The organism is Dietzia sp. B19, from assembly GCF_014145155.1.
Lineage (GTDB): Bacteria > Actinomycetota > Actinomycetes > Mycobacteriales > Mycobacteriaceae > Dietzia > Dietzia natronolimnaea.
In genome coordinates this window covers 1-2028 of record NZ_JAALED010000070.1, presented here as the reverse complement: position 1 = coordinate 2028, position 2028 = coordinate 1, and the positions used below count along the sequence as shown (strand labels likewise).

2 protein-coding genes are annotated in these 2028 nt (G+C 70.9%); one reads left to right on the top strand and one right to left on the bottom strand.

The window, feature by feature from the left end:
• The coding region (locus tag G6020_RS02950) for an MFS transporter (RefSeq protein WP_182609605.1) at positions 1-1361 on the bottom strand (1361 nt) is incomplete at its 3' end.
• Positions 1362-1465: 104 nt separating this feature from the next.
• Here G6020_RS02950 and G6020_RS02945 point away from each other — a divergent pair.
• A partial coding sequence (locus tag G6020_RS02945) for a TetR/AcrR family transcriptional regulator (protein ID WP_182609604.1) occupies positions 1466-2028 on the top strand: 563 nt, incomplete at its 3' end.

The following is a 2028-nucleotide window of genomic DNA, read 5'->3' as shown; positions in this document are numbered from 1 at the left end:
GCCGGCCCGGCCACGGCGACGAACTCCACCGCGCCGGCGAACGAGCTCTCCACCGCCTGTCGCCCGGACTCGGGCACGCCGGGCAGGACGTCGACGATCCCGGTGGCGTAGCGGCCGGCCAGGATGCTGCCCGAGAGCGCGATGCCGATCGCGGCTCCCACCTCGCGCATCGCGTCGTTGACGGCGGCGGCCACCCCCTGTTCGTCGACGGAGATGTCGGAGACGATCGCCGAGGTCGCCGGCGCCGTCGAGAGCCCCAGACCCACGCCCGCCGCGAGCATCGGCCACATGATGTCCCAGTACGTGGAGTCGACACCCAGCCGGGAGAGCAGGATCATCCCGGCCGCGATCGCGCCGACGCCCACCACGGAGACGACCCGCAGCCCGACCACGGCGGTGATGCGGGGCGAGACCAGCGAGAAGAGCAGGACCGGCAGCGCCATCGGAGCCAACGCCAGGGAGGCGGCGATCGGGTCGTACCCCTTGACCAACTGCAGGTACTGCACGATCAGCAGGAAGAACCCGAAGATCGTCAGGAACTGCATCCCGACGGAGATGGAACCCGTGGCGAAGCCCCGCCGGCGGAAGTACCGCACGTCGAGAAGGGGATCGGTGGCACGGAGTTCGACCAGGACGAAGGCCAGCAGGCTCACCGCGGCCACGATGAGGGTGACGACGACGAGGGGGTCGGAGAAACTCGTGTGCGCGCCCTCGATGAGGCCAAAGACGACGCCGCCGACCGCCAGCGCCGAGAACACGGATCCCAGCACGTCCGGCCGCCCGTGCCGGGACGCCACGGATTCACCGATCGTGAGGGCGGCCAGGAGCACCAGCAGACCGATGCCGGAGTAGACCACGAAGATCGCCTTCCACGACCACACCTCCAGCATGACCCCCGAGCTGAGCAGGCCGACGATCCCGCCGATACCCGCGAACCCGGCCCACATGCCCACCGCGGAGCCGCGACGTTCGGACGGGAAACTGGCGGTGAGCAGCGAGAGCGTGGAGGGCATGACGAACGCCGCGCCCACTCCGGCCACCGCACGCAGGACGATCACCCAGAGCGGCGAGTCCAGCCAGATGGGCAGGGCCGAGGACACGGTGAACAGGGCCAGCCCCACGATGAGGGTGGCCCGGCGACCGAAGCGGTCGCCCAGGGCGCCTGCGGTGAGCACGAGCGCGGCGAGCGCCAGCGTGTAGGAATCGACGATCCAGGTCAGCTGGGCCTGGGTGGCCCCGGTGGCCACGGCGATGTCCGGGAGGGAGGTGTACAGCGCGGACATCGTGGCGACGACCAGCGACACCGCCACGATGTTGACGAACAGCAGCCAGCGGCGCCGTCCGGTGGTCAGTTCCAGCACTTCGGCTCCCTGGGGTCGGAGGTGGCGACATCTGAAGAAACGATACCGCCGGTATCGGTCGGGTCACCACACCGTATCCCACCGGGGGCCGTCACAATGGACCCATGCAGTCTCCGACCGATCCGCGCCGCGCCCGCTCGCGGGGAAAACTCCTGGACGCCGCGGTGGACCTGCTCCTGTCAGGTGGTGCCGCGGCGGTGACGGTGGACGCGGTCACCCGCGTGTCCGGCGTCGCCCGGACCACGCTGTACCGCAACTTCCCCTCCACCGACTCACTGATCGCGGCGGCGTTCCGGCGCCTGCTGCCGGCGCCGGAGCCGCCTCCGAGTGACGCCCCGGTGCGCGATCAACTCGTCCAGTTGTGCACGTCCATGACGCGCCTGATCCAGGACGCCCCGCTCCAGCAGTCGATGTGGGGATGGCTGGCGATGGGCCGGGGTGCCGGGGACGACGACGAGGTGGGCGAGCTGCGCCGCGGCGTCGTGGACTCCTACGCCGCCCCCCTGCACGCCGTCCTGTCCACCGCCGAGTCCGCCGGAACCCTGATCCCCGGGGACCGCGACCTGGCGGTGGCCCAGCTCGCCGGGCCGGTGGTCCTCGCGCGCATGATCGGACTGCGACCGTTCACCGCCGCGGACATCGAGATGCTCGTCGACGACTTCCTGCG